This is a genomic window from Streptomyces sp. Je 1-369 (assembly GCF_026810505.1).
Classification (GTDB): domain Bacteria; phylum Actinomycetota; class Actinomycetes; order Streptomycetales; family Streptomycetaceae; genus Streptomyces.
The window spans coordinates 7,016,708-7,037,761 of sequence record NZ_CP101750.1 but is presented as its reverse complement, the minus strand read 5'-3'; the positions used below and the strand labels follow the sequence as shown (position 1 = coordinate 7,037,761).

Here is a 21,054-nt window from a genome sequence, read left to right as displayed (position 1 = left end):
TGTACGCGGCTGTCACAGTGATCACGGCCGCGGACTTGTCACCGCGCGGGATCCGGGTACCGGGCCCCCATGGGCGACATCCTGGTGGGCACGTGTTCGTGGACCGATCCGGCGCTGGTCCGCAGCGGCTGGTACCCGCGCGGGCGGCGGGACGCGGCGGGGCGGCTGCGGTACTACGCCGAGCGGTTCCCGGTCGTGGAGGTGGACTCGTCGTATTACGCGCTGCCCGGCGAGCGCAACAGCCGGCTCTGGGTGGAGCGGACGCCGGACCGCTTCACGTTCGACGTGAAGGCGTTCTCGATGCTCACCGGGCACCCCACACGCCCCGCCGCGCTCCCCGCCGACCTGCGCGACAAGCTGCGTGACGGCCCCCGGGACGCGGCCGCCCTGGACGAGGTGTGGACACGGTTCACCGCCGGGATCGCGCCGCTGCGTGACGCAGGACGGCTCGGGAGCGTGCTGTTCCAGTTCCCGCCGTGGCTACGGCCCGGCGAGCGCGCCGCCGAGCTGCTCGCGCACACCGCGCGGCGCACCCGGGGCTGGCCCGTCGCGGTGGAGTTCCGCCACCCCGACTGGTGGCGCGACGGGAACGCCGAGGCCACGCGCGCACTCCTCGCCGGTCACGGCATGACGGCGGTCGCCGTCGACATGAACCAGTCGGTGCCGTCCGCGATGCCGCCGGTCGCGCCGGTCACCGTGCCGGGGCTCTCCGTCGTACGGTTCCACGGCCGCAGCACGTCGTGGGGGCGGGGAAGCAAGGAGGACCGTTTCCGGTACGCGTACGACGAGGACGAACTCCGCTCCTGGCTGCCCCGGTTGCACGCCCTCGCCGAACGGACCGAGGAGGTGCACGTCCTGTTCAACAACTGCTGTGCGGACGCGGCCGTCCGGGCCGCCGAGGCGATGACGCGTCTGCTCGACCGTGCCGCCGCCCGGGACGGTACGGAGCACCTCCGCTGATGGGATAAGATCAATATCGCCTCCTCAAGCCGGACTTCCGGTCGGGGGACAGGCGTTGGTCGTCCAAGGAAAGACGCCCCGCTTCCTGCGGGGAAATGCAGGTGCAAGGCCTGCCCAGCGCTCAAAACGAAGCCCTGGACTCCGCATGTCGGAGTCCAGGGCTTCTGTCGTCTCCGGGCACGAAACCGCTCAGGCAGGGCAACAGAACAAGGAAACACCTGGCGGCACCCGCGCTGCGTCGTGCGTAACGCCTCATGCCTCATGCAGGAAAGAGCAGCCCTATGGACAGTTCACCGTCCGCCGTCCACGGAACGTGGGCCCTGCGCCGCACCGCCCTGCGCCGCACCCCCGTGTCGATGTGGGACGACGACGTGTCGGACTGGGCGGCGGCCCTGACGTACTACGCCATCCTCGCCCTGCTCCCCGCGCTGCTCGTCACCGTCAGCCTCATCAGCCTCGTCAGCCCCGCCACGACCCAGGCGCTCATCGCCGAGGTCACGGACTGGGCTCCCGCCGAATCGGGGCGCTCCCTGCACCAGGCCCTCAGCGACATGGCGGACGCGCGCTCCGCCGCGCTCACCGTGGTGATCGCCGGCGCCGTCAGCGCGGTGTGGTCCGCGTCGAGCTACGCGGCCGTGTTCCGGCGTGCGCTGCACGCGATGCACGGGGTCAAGGACTGCCGTCCCCTGTGGCGGAAGGGCCACCGCGTGGTGATGACCGCGGTCACGCTGCTCGGCCTGCTGGTCGCCAGCGCCCTGCTTCTCGTGCTGAGCGGTTCGGTCGCCGAGAGCATCGGGCACCGCGTCGGCTTCGGCGACGCGGGCCAGAACGCCTGGGCCGTCCTGAAGTGGCCGGCGCTGGTCTGCCTGGTGGCGCTGCTCGTCCTCGTCCTCTTCCGCAACGCGCCGCCCGAGGCCCGCGGCTGGCGCCACATCCTGCCCGGCGGACTGCTGTCCGCGCTGCTCTGGCTGCTCTCCTCGGGCCTGTTCACGCTGTACGCGACGGTGTTCGGCACCTACGGCAAGCTGTACGGCTCCCTCGCGGGCATCGTCGTCTTCCTGATGTGGCTGTGGGTGTCCAACCTGGCGCTGCTCGCGGGGGCGCAGTTCACGGTCGAGGTGGAGAAGGCCCGGGGCATCACATCGCCATCTCCGGGTACCGGATGAAGAGTTGATGCCACCAGAGGGACTGCCACAACAGGGACTCGGGGACTCCAGCATGGACACATCCTTGGAAACGCTTCTCGACCGGGTGCGGCAGCGGGGAAGTTACGCCGGGCGCCAGCAGGCGGCGGGCGCCCTCGAGAAGGTGCTCGACGTCCTTGGCGCGCATCTGGTGGGCGACGACCGCACCGACCTGGCCCGGCTGCTGCCCGCCGGGTGCGGGGCCCTGCTGACCGACGCGGAACCCGCCGCCGAACCCCTGTCCGCCGCGGAGTTCGTCGACGCGGTGGCCGCGCGGACGGGCGAGGACACGGCCGGGGCCCGCCGTGCCGTCACCTCAGTGCTCGGCACGCTCGCGGACGTGGCGGACGACGCGCTGCTTCGCCGCATCCTCACCCAGCTCCCACCGGGGCACGCGGGACTGTTCGGCCGCACCGAACCGGCTTGAGGCTCGAAGGACCTGGAAGGGACCTGAGAGGGACCAGGAGGCGCTGATGGCACGGACAGGACGTTACGAGGAAGGCCGCCGCGCGGCGCCCATGTCGACGCCGGCCCGGGCGGTGATCATGCTGGTGGCCTTCGCCTTCATGGTCGGCTTCGCCGTGGTGCTTGCCCGTCTGACGCTGGAGCCGTCCGCGAGCTCGGAGGCGCTGACGCACAGCAACTTCACGCCGGGCGACTCCATCGACGCGTATCTCGCGCAGCCCGCCTTCCGCGACACCGTCAAGCAGCTCGGCGGGAACATCCTGCTGGGCGTGCCGTTCGGTGTGCTGTTGCCCGTGGTGCTCCCCCGCACGCGCGGGTTCGTGCGGGTCGGGCTCGCCACGGCGGTGACGATGGTGCTCGTCGAGCTGGCGCAGGGCGCGTTCGTGACGGGCCGCACCTTCGACATCGACGACGTCATCCTCAACACGGCGGGCGCACTGCTCGGCTACCTCGTACTGGGGCGGCGCCTCGGCCGGGCCATCCATCCGCGCCGACGGCACTGGTGGCACCGTTTCACGCGGCGGAACGCGGTCGACGCCTGATCGTCCCGCGCCCCACCCGCCTACTCGGCCAGTCGGCCCATGCCCAGGCAGTGCAGCGTGGCGGCGGACCGGGGGCAGGCGCCCCGCACGGCGAGGGTGCCGCCCACGGCTCTGAGGGCCCGCAGCGTGCCGAAGAAGACGCCGGCGCCTTCCCGTGCGAGGTAGGTGACCTCGGACAGGTCGACGATCAGATGGCGGCAGCCGTCCTGGACCAGGCCGCGCAGCTGCGCGGCGAGCGATTCGGCCTCGCGGGCGGTGATCTCGCCGCGCAGGCTCACGCGGACCAGACAGCCGGTGACGAGCACCCGGGCGATGCCCGCGCGGCGCAGCCTGCGGGCCGTGCCCGGGCTGGGCAGCCACGGCGTCTTGTGCGTCTGGTCGGGAAGAGGCTTGTGCGTGTGGTCAGGAAGAGGAACGGGATCAGAAGCTTGCACGGTACGGACCTTCCGGCGGTGCGCCGCCTGTCGGCCGAGACGGGCCGAAAGGTACTTCTTCATACTTCTTCCATACGTCTATACCATGAGCCCCAGGCTTCCCGCCAGAGGTCTAGTCCACTACTGAAGACCGGAGTCCGCCGTGCCCCCTCCCCCACCCGCCCGACGCCCCGCGACGCGGGCACCGCGCATGAGTGCCGAGTGGGAGAGCCACGCGCGGACCTTCATGGCGTGGCCCGCGCTGGATTCCGTGTGGGGCGAGGACCTCCCTTACGTGCGCGAGGACATCGCCCGGGTCGCGCGGGCGGTCGCCGCGTACGAGTACGTCGTCATGCTGGCCCGGCCCGACCAGTACGCGGCCGCCCAGAAGGCGTGCGGGAGCGACGTGGAGGTCGTGCCGCTGGCGGTCGACGACCTGTGGGCGCGCGACACGGTGCCGGTGTTCGTGGAGGACGCGGGCACGGTCACCGGCGTCGACCTCAACTTCAACGGCTGGGGCGACAAGCAGGTCCACACCCATGACGCCCGGGTGGGCCGCGCCCTGCTGTCCGAGTACCGCGTCCCCCGCAGGGAGGCGCCCCTCGTCGCGGAGGGCGGGTCCCTGGAGACCGACGGCGAGGGCACGCTCCTCGTCACCGAGAGCTCGGTCGTCAACGACAACCGCAACCCCGGGAAGAGCCGGGACGACATCGAGGCCGAACTCGCACGGACGCTGGGCGTCGAGAGGGTCGTGTGGCTCGCCGGTGTGCGCGGTCAGGACATCACCGACGCGCACGTGGACAGCCTCGTACGGTTCACCGGGCCGGGCGTCGTGCTCCTCGACCGGCCGCACCCGGACACCCCCGCCGACGTCTGGTCACGCGCCGCCGACCAGGCGAGGGCCGTGCTGAGCAGGGCCGAGGACGCCAAGGGGCGCCGCTTCGAGATCGTCGACCTGCCGCAGCCCGATCTGTCGAGGATCACGGGCGAGGGCGACGACTTCGTGGCGACGTACGCGAACTTCTACGTCGCCAACGGCTCCGTCTTCATGCCCCGGTTCGGGGACCGGAAGGCCGACAGCCGGGCGCGGAGCATTCTGCGGGAGCACTTCCCCGGGCGCGATGTCGTCCAGGTCCGGATCGACACCATCGCGTCCGGCGGCGGTGGCATCCACTGCGCCACGCACGACCAGCCGGGCGAGCCGGTCGGCTGAGCCCGCCCGTCAGCCGTTCGAGGTGAGTTCGCCGCTGAGCCTCTCGTACCTCTCGGCGCTCGGCCGGTTGAGGCCGATGATCTCGACGGTCTTGCCGCGCTGCTCGTACTTGGTGGTGATGGCGTCGAGCGCGGCGACCGTGGAGGCGTCCCAGATGTGCGCGGCCGACAGGTCGATGACGACCCGGTCCGGGTCCCCGGCGTAGTCGAACTGCGTGACCAGGTCGTTCGACGAGGCGAAGAACAGCTCGCCGGTCACGGAGTGCACCACGCTGCCGCCGTCGGGGGCGGTGAGGGAGGTGACGTCGGTGAAATGGGCGACGCGCTGCGCGAAGATGACCATCGCCGTGATCGTGCCGACGACGACACCGATGGCGAGGTTGTGCGTGGCGACCACGCAGACCACGGTGACGACCATGACGACGATCTCGCCTGCGGGCATCCGCTTGAGCGTCTTCGGGGCGATGGAGTGCCAGTCGAACGTCGCGAAGCACACCATCACCATCACGGCGACGAGCGCCGCCATCGGGATGTCGGAGACCACGGGTCCGAAGACGACGCACAGCACCAGTAGGAACGCGCCCGCGAGGAACGTCGAGAGGCGGGTGCGGGCCCCCGACACCCGTACGTTGATCATCGTCTGGCCGATCATGGCGCAGCCGCCCATGCCGCCGAAGAACCCGGTGACGATGTTGGCGATGCCCTGGCCCACGGACTCGCGGGTCTTGGAGGAGTGCGTGTCGGTGATCTCGTCGACGAGCTTGGCCGTCATCAGGGACTCCATCAGGCCGACCAGCGCCATGGCGAGCGCGTAGGGGGCGATGGTGGTCAGGGTGGCCCACGTGAACGGCACGTCGGGCAGGCCCGGCACCGGCAGGGACGAGGGCAGCTCGCCCTTGTCGCCGACGGTCGGCACGGCGATGCCCGCGGCGACCGTGATCGTGGTCAGGACGACGATGGAGACGAGCGGCGCCGGGACCACCTTGGTGACCTTCGGGAAGAACACCATGAGCGCGAGCCCGCCGACGATGAGCGGGTAGACCGCCCACGGCACGTCGTGCATCTCCGGCACCTGCGCCATGAAGACGAGGATGGCGAGGGCGTTGACGAACCCGACCATCACGCTGCGCGGCACGAACCGCATCAGCTTCGCGACACCCAGCACGCCGAGGACGATCTGGAAGACACCGGCGAGGACGACGGCGGCCACCAGGTAGCCGAAGCCGTGTTCGCGGTTGAGCGGGGCGATCACCAGGGCCACGGCGCCGGTCGCCGCGGAGATCATCGCGCGGCGGCCGCCGACGACGGAGATCGTGACGGCCATGGTGAACGACGCGAACAGGCCGATCGCGGGGTCCACCCCGGCGATGATCGAGAACGAGATCGCCTCGGGGATCAGGGCGAGTCCGACGACGAGACCGGCGAGGATCTCGGTGCGCCAGACCTTCGGATCGGACAGCCAGTCGGGGCGCAGTGCGGAGAATGTGGGCGTGGGCAAGTAGGGCTACCTGAGGAGTGTGGGAGAGAACCGCCCACTCTATAGGGCGACACACAGGCCCTAGTTCCTGTGTCGGCTGCGTACCAGTAGATACAGGAAGTACGGCGTGCCGATCACCGCGGTCATCAGCCCCGCGCCGAGCTGCGCCGGTGCGATCACCGTCCGCCCCACCAGGTCCGCGGCGCACACCAGGATGGCGCCGAGGAGCACGGCGACCGGCACCACGCGCACGTGCTGCTTGCCGACGAGTGCCCGGGCCGCGTGCGGGGCGACGAGTCCGACGAAGCCGATCGTGCCCGCGGCGGCCACGGCGGTGGCGCTCAGGAGCACGCTGAGGACGAGGAAGCCGAGGCGGCCGCGGCCCAGGTTCAGACCGAGCAGCCGTGGGGTGTCCTCGTCGAGGGAGACGAGGTCGAGTTCGGTGCGGCGTACGACCGCGACGGTCAGGCCCACGGCGAGGACGAGCGCGAGGGGCACCACGTCGGGCAGGGTCCGGCCGTAGGTGGAGCCGCCGAGCCAGGTGAGCGCCTTCGTCGCGTTGAACGGGTCGGTGAGGATGATCAGCATGCTGATGACGGCCGTCGCGCCGGTGGCGACGCCGAAGCCGACGAGGACGAGCCGGTTCTGCCGGAACCCGCCCTTCGCCGCGAGGCCGAAGACGATGACGGCGCTGACCGCGGCGCCCGCGAACGCGCCGCCCGCGATGGTCCACGATCCGGCGGCGGGCACCGTCGTCACGAGCAGCACGGCGCCCAGCGCGGCGCCGTTCGTGACGCCGAGGACGCCCGGTTCGGCGAGGGGGTTGCGCGTGACGGCCTGTACGAGGGTGCCTGCCAGAGCGAGCGCCGCCCCCGCGAACAGCGCGGCGAGGACGCGCGGCACCCGGGTGTCGAGGACGAAGGAGACGGTCTGGCCCGCCCTGCCCTGCGCCCAGTTGACGACGTCGCCCAACAGCAGCTTGCTGTCGCCGATGAGGACCGCGGCGACGACCAGGCCGACGAGGGCGGCCACGAGGACGACGGTCGTACCGATGAAGACGCCGCGGCTGCGGATGCGCAGCCGGTCGGGCGGGGCGGCGCCCGCCGTGTCCCGCACCCGTGCGGCCATGACGACCAGGAAGAGGGCGCCGACCAGGCTGGTGACGACGCCCGTCGGCACGGCGACCGCCACGTCGGACGGCACGACGGCGCGGAGCAGCACGTCGGAGCCGAGGACGAGGGCCGCGCCGGTGAGCCCGGCGGCCGGGAGGCTCGCGCGGGAGCGGGTGAACGCGCGGAGTTTGCGGGCGAGGGGGCGTACGAGGGCGGGGGCGCACAGGCCGACGAACCCGATGGGGCCCGCGAGGGTGACGGCGGAGGTGGAGAGGAGCGCGGCGAGGACGACGGCGGTGAGGCGGGTGGAGCGGACGGGTACGCCGACACCGCGCGCCGCGTCGTCGCCGAGGGCCAGGGCGTCGACCTTGCGGGCGAGCAGCAGCAGTCCGACGAGGCCGACGGCGGCGACGGGTGCCATCTGCAGCACGCCGTCGAAGCCGTTCTGCGCCACGCTGCCCTGGTTCCACTTGTAGAGGCCCTCGGTCTCCTGCGGGAACAGCTGGAGCAGCCCTTCGGTGACGGCGGTGAGGCCGAGGGTGAGGGCGCTGCCCGCGAGGACGAGCCGGACCGTGCCCGCGCCGAGGCCGGAGAGGCCGAGGACGACGGCGGCGGCCAGGAGCCCGCCCGCGAACGCGATGCCGGAGGAGGCGAGGAAGGGCAGGGAGATGCCGGTGGCCGCGGCGAGGCCGAGCGCCATGTAGGAGCCGGCGTTGACGGCGAGGGTGTCGGGTGAGGCGAGGACGTTGCGGCTGACGGCCTGGAGGGCGGCGCCCGCCATGCCGAGCACGGAGCCGACGAGGAGCGCGGCGGTCATGCGGGGCAGCCGGGAGGCGATGACGACGGAGCTGTCGGTCGTGTCGGCGCGGCCGGTGAGGGCCTTCCACACCTCGGGGGCTCCGACGGCGGCGGTGCCCTGGGTGACGTCGACGACGGCGAGCGCGGCGACGAGGAGGAGCAGTGCGGCCGTCACCGCGACCGCGCCGGTCCGGGACGCGGCCGCCGACGGACGGGTGGCGGGGGCGGTTGCGGTGACGGCCATGGTGTTACTTCTTCAGCGCCTCGACGACGGAGTCGACGTACTGGTTCATCGACTCGGTGCCGCCGAACATCCAGATGCCGTCGGGCAGCCGGTGCACGTTGCCCTTCTTGACGAACGGCAGGGACGTCCACACCTTGTCCTTCTTCAGGACGCCGGTGAACGGGTTGCTGCCCTTGTCGTCGTCGTTGCCGATGTAGGCGAAGTGCACGTCCTCGTCGAGCTCGGTGAGGCCCTCGACGTCGGTGGCGCCCAGGCCGTACGCCTTGTCGCCCTTGACCTTCCAGTCGTTCTTCAGGCCGAGCTTCTTGTTGACGGCGCCGATGAGCGAGCCGTCGGTGTACGGCCGGATGGAGGTCTGGTTGCCGGTGACGTAGCCGTCGGCGAAGGCGTACTTCGCGCCGTCCTCGCCGGCGGCCGCGAGCGCCTTCCTGCCCTCGGCGAGCTTCGCCTCGAAGTCCTTCTTGAGCTTCGTGGCCTGCTCGGTGGTGCCGGTGGCCTCGGCGAGGAGGTCGAGGTTCTCGGTCATCTGCCCGATGGGGTCCGCGGCGTCGGCGGGGCGCAGGTTGAGGACCGGGGCGATCTTCCGCAGCTGCTTGACGGCGGCGGCAGGCAGGTCGGTGGTCGCGATGATGAGGTCGGGCTTCAGGGAGGCGATGGTGTCCATGCTCGGCTCGCCGCGCGTGCCGATGTCCTTCGCGTCGTTCTTCAGCGGTACGGCGCTGTCCCAGGCCTTGTAGCCCTTGACGTCGGCGACGCCGGTCGGGGCGACGCCCAGCGATATCAGGCTCTCGACGGCGTTCCACTCGGTGCCGACGACCTTCTTGGCGGGGCCGTTCTTCAGCGTCACCTTGGCGCCGGTGCCGTCGGTGAGGGTGATGGAGTCGGCGCTCTTCGCGTCGTCGGCGGCGGGCTCGGTGGTGCCGCAGGACGACAGGGCGAGGGCCGCGGCGGTGGCGGCCGCCGCGGTGATCAGGTGGCGTCTCATGAGGTGGTGCTGAGCCTTTCGCTTCGCGAGTGGTGGCGGCCGATGGCGCGGGTGCGCAGGCGGCCGGTGAGGGGGTCGGAGTCGACTTCGATGCGGATGCCGTACGTGTCGCTGAGGCGTTCCGGTGTCAGTACGTCCGCGGGGTCGCCGTCCGCGACGACCCGCCCCTCGTCGAGCAGGAGGATCCGGTCGGCGATGGCCGCCGCCTGATCGAGGTCGTGCAGGACGGCGCCGACGGCGATGCCGTGGTCGTCCGCCAGGTCCCGCATGAGGTCGAGGAGTTCGACCTGGTAGCGGAGGTCGAGGTGGTTCGTGGGCTCGTCGAGCAGGAGCACGCCGGTCTCCTGGGCGAGGCAGCCGGCGAGCCAGACGCGCTGGAGCTGGCCGCCGGACAGGTGCTCGGCGCCGCGCTCGGCGAGGTCGGTCACGCCGGTCATGGCGAGCGCGCGGTCCACCGCGGCACGTCCGCCGGGGTCGGCCTTGCCCCAGCGGCCCCGGTGCGGATAGCGGCCGAACTCGACGACGTCGCGCACGGTCAGGCCACTGGGTGTGGGGCGGCCCTGGGTGAGCAGGGCGACGTGGCGGGAGAACGCGCGGGGGCTCAGGGCGAGCCCGTCGGTGTCGCCGTCGATGACGAGCTTCGCGGTGCGCGGGCGCTGGAGCCGCGCGAGGGTGCGCAGCAGGGTCGACTTGCCGCTGCCGTTCGGGCCGATCAGGACGGTCACTCGGCCGGGCAGCAGCGTCATCGAGGCGTCGTGGACGACGTCGACGCCTTCGTACGCCACGGTGACGCCCGTGGCGATGAGTTCATGACCTGGGGGGCGCGGGGCCGCGGCGGTCTCTTCACCTACATGCACGCCGCAGAGGTTAGCCTAACCTAAGCAGGGATAGAAACAGGCCCCCAATCAGTGGACGCAAGCGGGTATTCGGCCAGACCTGGGCGGTCGGCCGAGCTGTTCGACGGTCAGCGGGGCGAATCCGATGCGCGTGCCGGTGCCGTCGGACCAGCGGACCTCGATGCGGGTGTCGTCCGCCGCCACGACTTCCGCCGCCTCCGCGAGCGGCGTCGGGTCCGGTTCCGGGACCGGTTCCGCGCTGAGAACAGCCAGGCAGGCATGGAGTGTCGTGCCCGAAATCTCCGACGACAGGCGGGGGATGCGGGCCGCGCGGGTGTAGGCCGTGCCCTGCGGGGCGCGGATCTCGTCCTGGTGTGTCCAGCCGTGCAGGGGGTGGAGGGCGCTGTACGGCGGGGCGTCGAGCGGTGTCGCCCAGCCGGTCTGGGTGGCGCGGGCTCCTCCGGGGGCGCCTGTGATGCGGTGGACCCGTAGTTCGTGGCGGCCTTTCGCCACCGACACGCTCTCCACGCGGAGGCCCGGGATCATCGGCGGGCCCCCGGTGAAGACCGGGCGGTGCCAGGACGCCGCCCAGTCGGGACCGCTGCCCAGGGGGTGGATGCGGCGACGGACGCTGGGGACGCCTGCGACCTCGACGGCGAGGTGGTTGTCCGGGGGGTTGCCGGGGGCCGTGGGGCCCGTGTGCGTCGAGTACGCCTGGTGGCCGTAGAGCGGGTCCTGTTGCGCCGCCGACTCCCCCTCGTGCGGGCGGACGTCGTCGCTGCCGTGGTTGTGGAGGCGGACTATTCCGTCGGCGCGCGTCGACTGCACGAGCAGGCCGGGTTCGGGGAGCGCCAGGACGTGGTCCGCGGTCTCGACGGGCGCGTGCTCCTCGGTGGCCGTCCAGAGTGCGTGGTCGGCGGGGGCGAGCAGGGCGACGAACGCCTTCGACGCCCAGTACGGCGACGCCGGGCCGGAGTAGCTCTGCACGGTCGCCCCGTGCGGGCCGTGCCAGCCGCGGGTCAGCAGGCCGTCGCCGTCGACCGCGCCCCGGTCCAGGAAGTGCCGCAGGGCGCCGCTGATCAGGCGCCGCGAGACACCCGGGCGCAGGGGCGTGTGGCCGGTGAGGGCGCCGAGGGCCACGCTCGCCCCGGCCGCGAAGCGGTACGTCAGGGAGCGGCCGAAGTGGATCGGGGCGCCGTCGGCGCCGAAGAGGTGGCTGTGACCCTCCAAGTGCGCGGCGAGTCGGGGCCCGAGGCGGTCCAACAGGGGTGCGTCGCGGGCCAGGTGTGCTTCCAGGACCGGATACAGGTGCAGGGCCCAGCCGTTGTAGTGGTCGAAGGCGCGGCCGTCGCCGTCCGTGTACCAGCCGCCGCCGACGTACCAGCTCTCCAGGAGCTCAAGGGCCCGCTGCCGGGCGCGGCGCGTCTCGTCGTCGCCGCGGCCGACCGCTTCCAGGAACGCGGCGACGGTATAGGGGAACAGGTACCAGTTGTTGGGTGCGGGTACGTGGCGCAGGGCGCCGCGCAGCCAGGACTCCGCCCTGTCCTGGACCTCGTCGTCCAGGGTGTCCCACAGCCACGGCCGGGTGAGGCGCAGGCCGAGCGCCACCGACGCGGACTCCACCATGGGCTGGCCCTGGACGTGGTGGTCGAGGACGAGCGGCCAGGACTCGGCGTCGGCGCGGCCCGGGGTGCGGGTGCCCGAGGCGAGGCCCTGCGCGTACCGGGGCAGCCAGCCGTGCGGGTCCTCGCCGCCGGCGCCCGCCACGCGGAACGCGGCCGCCAGGAACGTACGGGCGTACCCTTCGAGACCGTCGGAACGCACGCCCGATACGGAGGGCCTGCCCGGGAGGTCGAGCAGGGCGCGCCCCGGCGTGGCCCACTTCCAGGCCGCGTGGAGCAGGGCGTCGGCGGCGGCCTCCCAGTGAACGCGGGTGTAGCCGGTACGTGGGCTCAAGTCGTGTTTGTAGGGCGGAAGTTGCCACGCCGGTCGACTCGTCCTCGCCTTCACGCCAGGTACGCCAGCCTGTCGAAGGGCACGGGGTGCGCGAAGCCGTCCCCCGCTGCCCAGCGGCGCACCTCGTCGACGGCGGCGCACGCGAGCCGCCGCCACTCGTTGCCCTGGGAGCCCGCGAGGTGCGGGGTGAGCAGGGCGTTGTCCGCGGACCACAACGGGTGGTCCGGGGGCAGGACTTCGGGGTCGGTCACGTCGAGCACGGCGCGGATGCGGCCGGAGGTGACGGCATCGGTGAGCGCGTCCTGGTCGACGACGGCGCCGCGTGCGGTGTTGATGAGTACGGCGTCGGGGCGCATGGCGTCGATGAGCCGCCGGTCGACGAGTCCGCGGGTGGCGGGCAGCAGCGGGGTGTGGACGCTCACCGTGTCGCTCTGCGCGAAGAGTTGGTGCAGCGGCACCGGCTCCGTACCGAGTGCGGTGGCCTCGTCCGCCGACACGTACGGGTCGTACAGCAGCACCCGCAGGTCGTGGGGGCGCAGCAGCTCGATGACGCGGCGGCCGATGAGGGAGGCGGAGAGGATGCCCACCGTGCGGCGGTAGTTGCCGGTGCCGCGCGGCGTGCGCAGCCAGTCCACCTCCGCGCGTGCGGCACGGAAGTCGCGGGCGCCCTCCAGGACGCGTTTGCCGGTGAGCAGGATCATCGCGACCGTGTACTCGGCGACGGGCAGCGCGTTGGCCGCGGCGGCCGATGACACCTCGATGCCGCGCTCCCAGCACGCGTCGGTGATGTGCGCGCGGATGGACCCCGCCGTGTGGACGACGGCACGCAACCGCGGGGCGATCGCGAGGACTTCGGGGGTGAGCGGCGGGCAGCCCCATCCCGTGACGAGCAGTTCGGCTTCGGACAGTACGGTTCGTGCGCGGCCGGTGGTGAAGTCGTCAAGTACGGGCGGCGGTTCCAGGGTCACGGCGTCGGCGAGGGCTTCGAGGGTCGGCGGTTCCAGTATGGCCTGGGCCGCCTTCCGCGACATGGCGAGGGCGGCCGTGGGCCGGGGGGACAGTGACATGTTCCTCCTCGTAGGAGCCACTCAGCGACGGGACGTGGGTGCGGAGGTAGACGCGGGGGCAGAAGCGGGGTCGGACGTGCGTGCGGTCGCAGGTGCAGACGCGGGCGCGGGCCCGGTGCTTCTGCGCACCACGAGTCGCGTCGGCACCAGATCCGTCCCGGGGGTCGCGGGCGTACGCTCCCGGATCTGGCGCAGCGCCTCCACCGCGCTCCTGCGGCCCACCTCCGTGAAGTCCTGGTGGACCGTGGTCAGGGGCGGGATGAAGTGCGCGGAGTCGGGAACGTCGACGAAGCCGACCACGCTGACGTCCTCCGGAACGGAGTCGTTGGTCGCGAACACAGCGGTGCAGTCCGGGAGTTCGGCCAGGGCGAGGCCCGCGGCGTAGCCCGAGTCGGCGGACCAGTCGCCCCGCACCGGTTCGGGGACGTGGCGTCCCGCCTCCTCCAGAGTGGCGCGCCAGGCCTGTGTGCGGCGCTCGCCGACGAACGACTCCTCGGGCCCCGTCACGTGCCAGACCGTCTCGTGGCCGAGGTCGAGGAGGTGTTGCACGGCGAGGCGGGCGCCGCCCACCTGGTCGGTGTCGACCACGCGGTAGCGGTCGCCGGTGTCGGTGTCCACGATCAGCACGCGCACACGCCTGCCCTCACCAGGTGATGTTTACGTAACCACGCGCCGAGCCTACTCCCCCGTCGTCACCTCCTACGACTACGACGCCCCGCTCTCCGAGTCCGGCGACCCGGGCCCGAAGTACCACGCCTTCCGCGAGGTCATCGCCCGCCACGCGCCGGTACCGGACCAGCCGTCGCCGCCCCCGGCCCCCAAACTCCGGCGCACCGAGGCCGAGTTCACACGTCGCACCCCGCTCCTCCCCTACGCGCACGCCCTGTCGGGGATCGTGCGGACGGAGCTGCCCGCGACGATGGACGAGCTCGACGTCGCCGACGAGTCCAAGGCCGACGGCGCCACCGTGGTCCAGTACCGCTGCGGCGCCAAGGCCCACCAGCAGTGGCGGTTCCCTGACCGCGAAGAGCGGCTACGTCTCCGGCGGGTCCGGAGAAGCGGGACCCCGTCCAGGTCGCGGACGGCCGGGCCACGTTCACGGTCCCGGCGCAGTCGGTCACCAGCTTCGTGGTCGACGGCGTGTCCTGACGCGCCGACACCCACGCTGATCCGGTGGATTGTCCGGTTCCGGCGGCCCGGCGACGGGTCGCCGGGCCGGACAATGGGCGGCGGGGGTGATTGCGGTGCCACGGGGTGAGCGGCCGCTGGAGGACGACGGTGGCGAGCTCACCGAATTCGCCGCCGAGTTACGGCGGTTGAGGGAGAAGGCGGGCAGTCCGCCGTACCGTCGGCTGGCCCGCGACGCCCATTACTCCTCGACGACGCTGGCCGACGCGGCCGCCGGCCGCAGGCTCCCGAGCCTGCCGGTCACGCTCGCCTACGTGCGGGCCTGCGGTGGGGACACGGCGGCGTGGGAGGCGAGGTGGCGTGCGCTGGGTGCCCGGCTCGCGGCGGCGGACGCCCGGACGGATACGGCGCCCGACCCGGGGGGCGGTCCGGACCAGCGGGGGCCGTACGTGGGTCTCGCCGCGTTCCAGCCCGAGGACGCCGACTGGTACTTCGGCCGGGAGCACCTCACCGAGGACCTGGTCGCACGGGTGCGCTCCCGCCGCTTCCTCGCCGTCTTCGGCGCCTCCGGCTCGGGCAAGTCCTCACTGCTGCGGGCGGGACTGCTGCCCCGGGTAGGGGGAGGGGACGCGCTCGGGTGGCGCGTCGTTCTGCTCGCGCCCGGCGCCCACCCCCTGGAAGAGTGCGCCGCACAACTCGCCCGCGTCACCGGGGACTCCGCGACCACCCTGCGCACGGACCTCGCCACGGACCCGCGCGCCCTGCACCTGACCGCGCTCAAGGCGCTGGCCGACCGTCCCGACGACGTCGAACTCCTCGTGATCGTCGACCAGTTCGAGGAGGTCTTCACCCTCTGCTCCGATCACCGGGAGCGTACGCGGTTCATCGCCGCCTTGCTCACCGCGGCCCGAGCGCCCAACAGCCGCACGCGCGTCGTCCTGGGTGTGCGCGCCGACTTCTACGCCCGCTGCGCACGGCACCCCGAGCTCGTCGAAGCCCTGCGCGACGCCCAGTTGCTCGTGGGCCCGATGAACACCGACGAGCTGCGCCGGGCGATCAGCAGGCCCGCCGCACGCGCCGGATGCACCGTCGAGGGGGCGCTGCTCGCCCGGGTGATCGCCGATGCCACCGGCCGCGCCACCGTGCTGCCGCTGGTCTCCCACGCCCTGCGCGAAACGTGGCGGCGACGCCGCGGCAACACGCTCACCCTCTCCGGTTACGAGGCCGCGGGCGGCATCCGGCACGCCCTCGGCCAGACCGCGGAGACCGTGCACGCCGGTTTCGACGACCGTCAGCGCCAGCTGGCCCGCGCGCTTCTGCTGCGCCTCGTCGCCGTCGGCGAGGGCACCGACGCCACGCGGCGCCGCCCGGCCCGCGCCGACCTCGACTCCCTCGGCGGGCCCGGCACCGGTCCCGGCGACGTACGGACGGTCCTCGACGCGCTGGCCGGGGCCCGCCTGATCACCCTCGACACGGACACGGTCGAGCTCACCCACGAGGCCCTGCTCCAGGCCTGGCCGCGGCTTCGGCACTGGATCGACGAGGACCGGGCCGGACTCCTGCTCCGTCAGCGGCTGAGCGACGCGGCGACCGCGTGGGACCGCGAGCACCGCGACCCGGGGGCGCTGTACCGCGGCACGCGCCTCGACGCGGCGGAGGACACCTTCCCCGCCCAAGGGCCGCCCTCCGCGGGAAGCGCCGTGGGCAGCTCCGCGGGAAGCGCCGTGGGAAGCTCCGTGGGCAGTGAACTCACCGAGCTGGAGCGCGACTTCCTCGCGGCCAGCACCGCCGCCCGCGAGCGCGAGCGGCTCGCCGAGGCGCGCACCACGCGACGGCTGCGCCGCTTCACGCTCGCCCTGTCCGTCCTGCTGCTGCTCGCACTGCTCTCGGGCCTGCTCGCCTGGGACCAGTACAGGACCAGCGAGGGCCATCGACGCGAGGCCGTCGCCGAGCAGCGCAGCGCCCTGTCCCGGCAGCTCGCCGCCCAGTCGGCGGCCCTCCTCACCGCCGACTCCGACCTCGCCTCGCTCCTCGCCGTGTACGCGTACCGCATCCACCCCACCCCCGAGGCGACCGCCGGTCTCTTCGCGGCGGCCTCGGGCCCCCTGCAACAGCGTCTGACCGGACACCGGGGCGAGGTGCGGGCGGTGGCCTTCAGCCCCGACGCCCGGACCGTCGTCAGCGGCGGCAAGGACGGAACCGTACGCCTGTGGAACACCGCGAACGGTCGGCAGGAGCGGCCTCTGACGGAACATCACGGGCCGGTCCACTCCGTCGCTTTCAGTCCTGACGGGCACACCGTGGCCGCGGGCGGGGACGACGGAACCGTACGGCTGTGGAACACGGCCACCGGGTCCTCGCGGGCCATGAAGACCCGCCTCCGGGGCGACGTGCGGGCGGTGGCGTTCAGTCCGGACGGGAACACCGTGGCCGGTGGGGGCCGTGACGGCGCCGTGCGCCTGTGGGACGCGGCGACGGGCAAGGCGCGGCGGGCGCTGCGGGGGCAGCAGGGAGCCGTCCGCTCGCTGGCGTTCAGCCCCGACGGGCGCTCGGCGGCCGGCGGTGGCGTCGACGGAACGGTACGGCTGTGGGATGTGGCGACTGGCGGTGCGCGTGTCCTGCGGGCCGGGCGGAGCAGCGCCGTGGCCTCGGTGGCGTTCAGTCCCGACGGCCGTGCGGTGACCGGCGGCGCCCTCGACGGCACGGTACGGGTGTGGGACGTCGCCACCGGCAAGGAGCGCGGCGCGCTCGCCGAGCGCCGCAGGGACGCGGAGTCGGTGGCCTTCAGCCCGGACCGCCGTACGGTGCTCAGCGGCCAGCACGACGGCACCGTACGCCTCTGGGACGCGGCGACCGGGACGCTGCGCGCCGTGCTCGCCGGGCACCGGGGCTCGGTGCCCGCCGCGGCCTTCAGCCCGGACGGGAGCACGGTGGCCAGCGGCGGGCGTGACGGCACGGTACGGCTGTGGGCCGTGTCGACCGGCAAGGAGCGTGTCACGGTGCCCGGGCGGCAGGGCGCCGTGCGTTCGGTGGCGTTCAGCCCGGACGGGCGCACGGTGGCCGGGGGCGCCCGCGACGGGACCGTACGGCTGTGGGACGCGGCCGACGGCAGGACACGACGGGTGTTGACGGGGCATCAGGGCGGTCTGTACTCCGTGGCGTTCAGACCGGATGGACGTACGGTCGCGGGCGGGGGTGATGACGGGAAGGTAAGGCTGTGGGACGTGGCGACGGGTAGGGCGCGCGAAGTGCTGACCGGGTTGCGGGGAGCCGTACGTTCCGTCGCGTTCAGCCGTGACGGGCGCACCGTCGCGGCCGGCGGTGGTACCGACGTACGGCTGTGGAACGCGGAGACCGGTGCGCCGCGAGGGGTGTCGGGACGGCAGCGCGAGGGCGTCCGGTCCGTGACGTTCGGGGCCGACGGCCACACCCTCGCCGTCGGCGGTGACGGAGGGACCCTGCGCCTGTGGGACGCCGCCACCGGGAAGTCCCGCGACGTGCGTACCGGCACCAAGTCGCCCGTGCGGACCGTGGCGTTCAGTCCGGACGGCCGTACGCTCGCCGGGGGCGCGGACGACGGCACGCTGCGGCTCTGGGACACGGCGACGGGTGCGGCCCGCGTCACGCTGGCCGGCACCCGCCGCGACGCTCAGTCGGTGGCGTTCAGCCCGGACGGCCGGACGGTGGCCGGTGGGGACCGGGACGGGACCGTCCGGCTGTGGGACGCCACCACCGGGCTCCAGCACTCCGTCCTGGCCGGGTACGAGGGGGCCGTGTGGTCCGTGGCGTTCAGTCCGGACGGCCGTACCGTCGCCAGCGGCGGCGAGGACGGCACGCTGCGGCTCTGGGGCGTGCTCCGCGGCACCGGTGAGGCGGTCGACCGGATCTGCCGCTCGCTGCGCAGGGATCTCAGCGCGGAGGAACGCGCCCGGTACCTGAACGTGCCGGACGAGGGCGAGTGGCCCCGGCGGGCCTGCGTGCGCTGAGAGAGGGCGGAGCTGCCTCCGCCCGGCACCCGACGCTTGCTGTCCGACGCCCGGTCGTCCGGCGCTCGTTGCCCCGCGCTCGTTGTCCGGCGCTTGTTGTCCGGCGCTCGTTGCCCCGCGCTCATTGTCCGGCGCTTGTTGTCCGGTACGTCGCGTCCGACCCCGGACAACCCCGTACCGGTAGAAGCAAGGGCATGACGTCCCTGACCAGCGCGCAGCCCGCGAGCCGGACCTCGCCGGACCGGACGCCCCGGAGCCGGCTGCGGTTCTGGCGCTCCCCCGCCGGCCAGCCCCGGTGGGCCAGGCCCGCGCTCCTCGGCATCGCCGCCCTCGCCGCCCTGCTCTACACGTGGAACATCACGAGCAGCGGCTACGCCCCCTACTACTCCGTGGCCGCGCGCAGTATGTCGGTGAGCTGGGAGGCGTTCCTCTTCACCAGCCTCGATCCGTCCGCCACCCTCACCCTGGACAAGATCGGCGGCTTCCTGTGGCCGCAGGCGCTGTCGGCGCGGATCTTCGGCTTCCACGACTGGGCACTGACCCTGCCCCAGTGCGTCATGGGCGTGATCTCCGTACTGGTGATGTACCGGCTGGTGCGCCGCTGGCAGGGGCCTGCCGCCGGGCTGCTCGCCGCGGGGCTGCTCACGGTGACGCCCGTGGCGGCCTCCATGTTCGGCCACGCGATGCTCGACGGCTCGGTCACCATGTGCCTCGTACTCGCGGCCGACCAGTATCAGAGGGCGGTGCGGAGCGCCCGGCTGCGGTCGCTGCTGCTCTGCGCGCTGTGGATCGGGCTCGGCTTCCAGGCGAAGATGATGGAGGCGTGGGTCATCGTGCCCGCGCTGTTCGTCGGCTATCTCGTGGCGGCGCCGGTCCGGCTGCGGCGTCGGCTCGGCCAACTGGCCCTGGCGGGCGCGTTGATGTTCACCGTGTCGCTGTCGTGGGTGGCGCTGATGACGTTCACCCCGGAGCGCGACCGCCCGTACGTGGACGGCTCCACCGACAACAGCGCGGCGGCGATGGTCTTCGGCTACAACGGCTTCAACCGGCTGCACGCGGGGCTGATCGACGGGGCGGCGCTGGCCGCGGGCGCGGCGAGGACGTCCCCGGGCCCGGACAGCGGCCGGGACCAGGCTCCTCCGAAGGACCGCGGCACGGCGAACGACCAGGACGGGCGCGCCCGCGGCACCGGCTCCCCCGGGCCGGACGGCACCGGCGCACCCGGCCCCGGCCCCGACGGCGCACCCGGACCCGACGGCGCACCCGAACCCGACGGCACCGGCGGCACGACCGGCAAGCAGCCCCGACCCGACGCCGACTCCACCAGCGCGCTCAAGCTCTTCGAGAGCTCCCGCTACGCGCCGCAGATCGGCTGGCTGTACCCGCTGGCGCTGTGCTCCCTGGTCTACGGTCTGCTGCGGCACCGCAAGGCCCCCCGCACCGACCGGGCCCGCGCCGGGTACCTGATGTGGGGCGTCTGGCTGATCGGGACCGGCGCGCTGCTCAGCTCGTTCGACTTCCCCCACACCGCCTACCTGGCGCCGCTCGCCCCGCCCCTCGCCGCGCTGGCCGCCGCCGGAACCGTCGCCCTCCGGCGCGCGCACGGCAAGGCCGAGAGCGGGGTACGGGTATGGGTGCTGCCCGCCGTCATCGTCGCCGAGACCGCCTGGACCGTCCGTCTCGCCTCCGACTACACCGACTTCGCGCCGTGGCTGATCCCCCTGACCGTCGCGGCCGCGCTCGGCGCCGTCCTCGCGCTGACGCTCCGTCGGACCACCGCACGCCGCCGCTTCGCCGCCGCGGGGTTGCTGGCCGGCTGCGTGGCCATGTTCGCCGCGCCCGCCGCCTGGTCGCTCTCGGTGCTGAACGAGCGGCACGCGGGCTCGGCGTTCGACGCCGCGGCGGGCCCGCTGCCCGCCGGGCTGCCGACGGGGAAGCCCTCCATCAGCCACCGGCCCGGCGCGGGCGGCGGACCCGGCGGTCCCGCCGGCGGAGGCGCCGGCCCGACGGGTGGCGTGGGCGCCGTCGGCCGGGACCTGCGCACCTCCCTGACGCCCGCCCAGAGCAAGCTTCTCGGCTACGTCCAGCAGCACGACGGGGATACCGAGTACACCTTCTCCGCGGAGAACTGGGAGGCCGCGGCGCCGTACATCTACGCCGAGGGCACACCCGTCCTGCCGCTCGCCGGGATGCACTCGACATCCGTGACCCTCACCGAGTACCGGCACCTCGTCGCCTCGGGAGACCTCCGCTTCGCCCTGGTCACCGACGCGGGCTCGAAGGCCTCGGAAATCGGCTCCTGGGTCGCGTCCGCCTGCGCCGAGGTCGACCCGCGGGCGTACGGAGGAGCGACCGCCGACGCCGAGCCGGCACCCGCGAACGACGCCCCCGAGGCGCCCGCGCCATCCCTGTACCGCTGCGAGCCGTCCGACGCCACCAGCCACTGAACCGGCGCGGACCGGCGCGCCCACCGACCGGGGGAGGAGCGGTGGCCGTCCCGACGACATCTGTCGGCACGGTCACCGCACCCGCGGTCACACCCCTCCGCCCTGTTCGAACATCCCGCCGTCAGCTCGTTCGCGTGGCCGGATCGTCGTGACGGAGCGGGAGATATCCGCCTCGATCACGGCGCCGGGCAGGGCCAGTACGAAGCCCTCCGCAACCGACGCCCGGATTGGCAGAAAACGCC

Annotated in this window: 14 protein-coding genes and 2 pseudogenes; 8 read left to right on the top strand and 8 right to left on the bottom strand. The window is 73.1% G+C overall.

Annotated elements, in window-relative coordinates; all coding sequences use genetic code 11:
* The first annotated feature begins 69 nt into the window (after positions 1-69).
* The 4 genes from NOO62_RS31595 to NOO62_RS31580 all read left to right on the top strand — a co-directional run bounded on the left by NOO62_RS31595 (position 70) and on the right by NOO62_RS31580 (position 3,151).
* Complete coding sequence (locus NOO62_RS31595) at positions 70-960, top strand: DUF72 domain-containing protein (protein ID WP_268774201.1); 891 nt, start codon at positions 70-72, stop codon at positions 958-960.
* 281 nt (positions 961-1,241) lie between these two features.
* A complete protein-coding gene (locus tag NOO62_RS31590) occupies positions 1,242-2,126 on the top strand; it encodes a YihY/virulence factor BrkB family protein (RefSeq protein ID WP_268774200.1) in 885 nt (294 codons plus the stop codon).
* A gap of 52 nt (positions 2,127-2,178) precedes the next feature.
* Entirely contained in the window at positions 2,179-2,571 is a 393-nt protein-coding gene (locus NOO62_RS31585; RefSeq protein WP_268774196.1) for a DUF2267 domain-containing protein, read from the top strand.
* Positions 2,572-2,617: 46 nt separating this feature from the next.
* On the top strand, positions 2,618-3,151 hold the full coding sequence (locus NOO62_RS31580) for a VanZ family protein (protein WP_321170628.1): 534 nt from the start codon (positions 2,618-2,620) through the stop codon (positions 3,149-3,151).
* A 20-nt stretch (positions 3,152-3,171) separates the two neighbouring features.
* Here the strand turns inward: NOO62_RS31580 and NOO62_RS31575 are convergent, their stop codons facing one another.
* Complete coding sequence (locus tag NOO62_RS31575; RefSeq protein ID WP_268774194.1) at positions 3,172-3,648, bottom strand: STAS domain-containing protein; 477 nt, start codon at positions 3,646-3,648, stop codon at positions 3,172-3,174.
* Positions 3,649-3,772: 124 nt separating this feature from the next.
* On the opposite strand from NOO62_RS31575, the pseudogene NOO62_RS31570 reads away from it, so the two are divergent.
* A pseudogene (locus NOO62_RS31570) lies at positions 3,773-4,777 on the top strand (agmatine deiminase family protein); the annotation flags it as partial.
* 9 nt (positions 4,778-4,786) lie between these two features.
* Here NOO62_RS31570 and NOO62_RS31565 read toward each other — a convergent pair.
* The 7 genes from NOO62_RS31565 to NOO62_RS31535 are packed head-to-tail and all read right to left on the bottom strand — an operon-like array spanning position 4,787 to position 13,884.
* Complete coding sequence (locus NOO62_RS31565) at positions 4,787-6,274, bottom strand: SulP family inorganic anion transporter (protein ID WP_268774191.1); 1,488 nt, start codon at positions 6,272-6,274, stop codon at positions 4,787-4,789.
* Positions 6,275-6,334: 60 nt separating this feature from the next.
* Entirely contained in the window at positions 6,335-8,407 is a 2,073-nt protein-coding gene (locus NOO62_RS31560; RefSeq protein WP_268774190.1) for an iron ABC transporter permease, read from the bottom strand.
* A 4-nt stretch (positions 8,408-8,411) separates the two neighbouring features.
* On the bottom strand, positions 8,412-9,392 hold the full coding sequence (locus NOO62_RS31555; RefSeq protein WP_268774189.1) for an iron-siderophore ABC transporter substrate-binding protein: 981 nt from the start codon (positions 9,390-9,392) through the stop codon (positions 8,412-8,414).
* Complete coding sequence (locus NOO62_RS31550) at positions 9,389-10,249, bottom strand: ABC transporter ATP-binding protein (RefSeq protein ID WP_268774188.1); 861 nt, start codon at positions 10,247-10,249, stop codon at positions 9,389-9,391. Before NOO62_RS31550 ends, NOO62_RS31555 begins: the two co-directional genes overlap by 4 nt.
* Positions 10,250-10,297: 48 nt before the next feature.
* The gene (locus NOO62_RS31545; RefSeq protein WP_268774187.1) at positions 10,298-12,184 is read right to left on the bottom strand and encodes a DUF2264 domain-containing protein; all 1,887 of its coding nucleotides are present in this window, start codon (positions 12,182-12,184) and stop codon (positions 10,298-10,300) included.
* Positions 12,185-12,234: 50 nt separating this feature from the next.
* Positions 12,235-13,251: a hydroxyacid dehydrogenase gene (locus NOO62_RS31540; protein WP_268774186.1), complete on the bottom strand. Its 1,017-nt coding sequence runs from the start codon at positions 13,249-13,251 to the stop codon at positions 12,235-12,237.
* A 21-nt stretch (positions 13,252-13,272) separates the two neighbouring features.
* On the bottom strand, positions 13,273-13,884 hold the full coding sequence (locus NOO62_RS31535) for a substrate-binding domain-containing protein (RefSeq protein ID WP_321170627.1): 612 nt from the start codon (positions 13,882-13,884) through the stop codon (positions 13,273-13,275).
* Positions 13,885-13,924: 40 nt separating this feature from the next.
* Here NOO62_RS31535 and NOO62_RS31530 point away from each other — a divergent pair.
* The 3 genes and pseudogenes from NOO62_RS31530 to NOO62_RS31520 all read left to right on the top strand — a co-directional run.
* Positions 13,925-14,182: pseudogene (locus tag NOO62_RS31530) on the top strand (beta-galactosidase); the annotation flags it as partial.
* 313 nt (positions 14,183-14,495) lie between these two features.
* The gene (locus NOO62_RS31525) at positions 14,496-18,365 is read left to right on the top strand and encodes a hypothetical protein (RefSeq protein ID WP_268774185.1); all 3,870 of its coding nucleotides are present in this window, start codon (positions 14,496-14,498) and stop codon (positions 18,363-18,365) included.
* Positions 18,366-18,559: 194 nt separating this feature from the next.
* A complete protein-coding gene (locus tag NOO62_RS31520; RefSeq protein ID WP_268774184.1) occupies positions 18,560-20,812 on the top strand; it encodes an ArnT family glycosyltransferase in 2,253 nt (750 codons plus the stop codon).
* Positions 20,813-21,054: the final 242 nt, after the last annotated feature.

Bases quoted from the DNA above. Each gene is read 5' to 3' on its own strand.
- NOO62_RS31595 (WP_268774201.1), top strand. From the start codon at position 70: ATGGGCGACATCCTGGTGGGCACGTGTTCGTGGACCGATCCGGCGCTG.
- NOO62_RS31590 (WP_268774200.1), top strand. From the start codon at position 1,242: ATGGACAGTTCACCGTCCGCCGTCCACGGAACGTGGGCCCTGCGCCGC.
- NOO62_RS31585 (WP_268774196.1), top strand. From the start codon at position 2,179: ATGGACACATCCTTGGAAACGCTTCTCGACCGGGTGCGGCAGCGGGGA.
- NOO62_RS31580 (WP_321170628.1), top strand. From the start codon at position 2,618: ATGGCACGGACAGGACGTTACGAGGAAGGCCGCCGCGCGGCGCCCATG.
- NOO62_RS31575 (WP_268774194.1), bottom strand. From the start codon at position 3,648: ATGAAGAAGTACCTTTCGGCCCGTCTCGGCCGACAGGCGGCGCACCGC.
- NOO62_RS31560 (WP_268774190.1), bottom strand. From the start codon at position 8,407: ATGGCCGTCACCGCAACCGCCCCCGCCACCCGTCCGTCGGCGGCCGCG.
- NOO62_RS31555 (WP_268774189.1), bottom strand. From the start codon at position 9,392: ATGAGACGCCACCTGATCACCGCGGCGGCCGCCACCGCCGCGGCCCTC.
- NOO62_RS31540 (WP_268774186.1), bottom strand. From the start codon at position 13,251: ATGTCACTGTCCCCCCGGCCCACGGCCGCCCTCGCCATGTCGCGGAAG.
- NOO62_RS31520 (WP_268774184.1), top strand. From the start codon at position 18,560: ATGACGTCCCTGACCAGCGCGCAGCCCGCGAGCCGGACCTCGCCGGAC.